This window comes from Pseudoalteromonas sp. Angola-7 (assembly GCF_028599255.1).
Classification (GTDB): Bacteria; Pseudomonadota; Gammaproteobacteria; order Enterobacterales; family Alteromonadaceae; genus Pseudoalteromonas; species Pseudoalteromonas atlantica.
On record NZ_JAQREL010000044.1, the window covers coordinates 1 to 504 of the forward strand.

At 44.2% G+C, this 504-nt stretch carries 1 pseudogene; it reads left to right on the top strand.

The features are described from left to right. Window positions 1-24: 24 nt before the first annotated feature. Window positions 25-504, top strand: a pseudogene (locus PSH50_RS21015) (transposase); the annotation flags it as partial.

Here is a 504-nt window from a genome sequence, read left to right on the forward strand (position 1 = left end):
GCTATGCAGGCGCTGATATCGGCGATGAGTGATAGCAAAATTAAGCGAGCCCATGATTTAGGTTTAGATTGGGTAACAGCTGACATTTGGCCAACGATTGGGCTCTGTGAGGCAATTGCTGCCGACCGGGGTGAGTTGATGGCGGATCAAATGGAGTACTTACAAGGGCAGCGTGGAATATCACTTGAAACTCCAGGCCCTTACAAAGCGGTTTTTCGACCTATTGGAGAAAGATATTTTGGGATTGTACAGGGAGGCTTTAAAGGCCAAGTTGATGGGGTTGTAGTTGGTAGCAACGTTAAAAAGCGGGGTGACCTTGATTATGTTGAAAATGCCAATATGAGTTTGGCTTCCTTTGAACGTATTTTAATCGCCCTTATTGTTCATCATAATCAGTTTGGAGATTTAAAGCGCACAGATTTACCCGCAACATATCCTGATGAGGTTGCACTAAAACCGTTGAACATTTGGCAATGGGGCCAAGAAAACTGTACTGGATATATG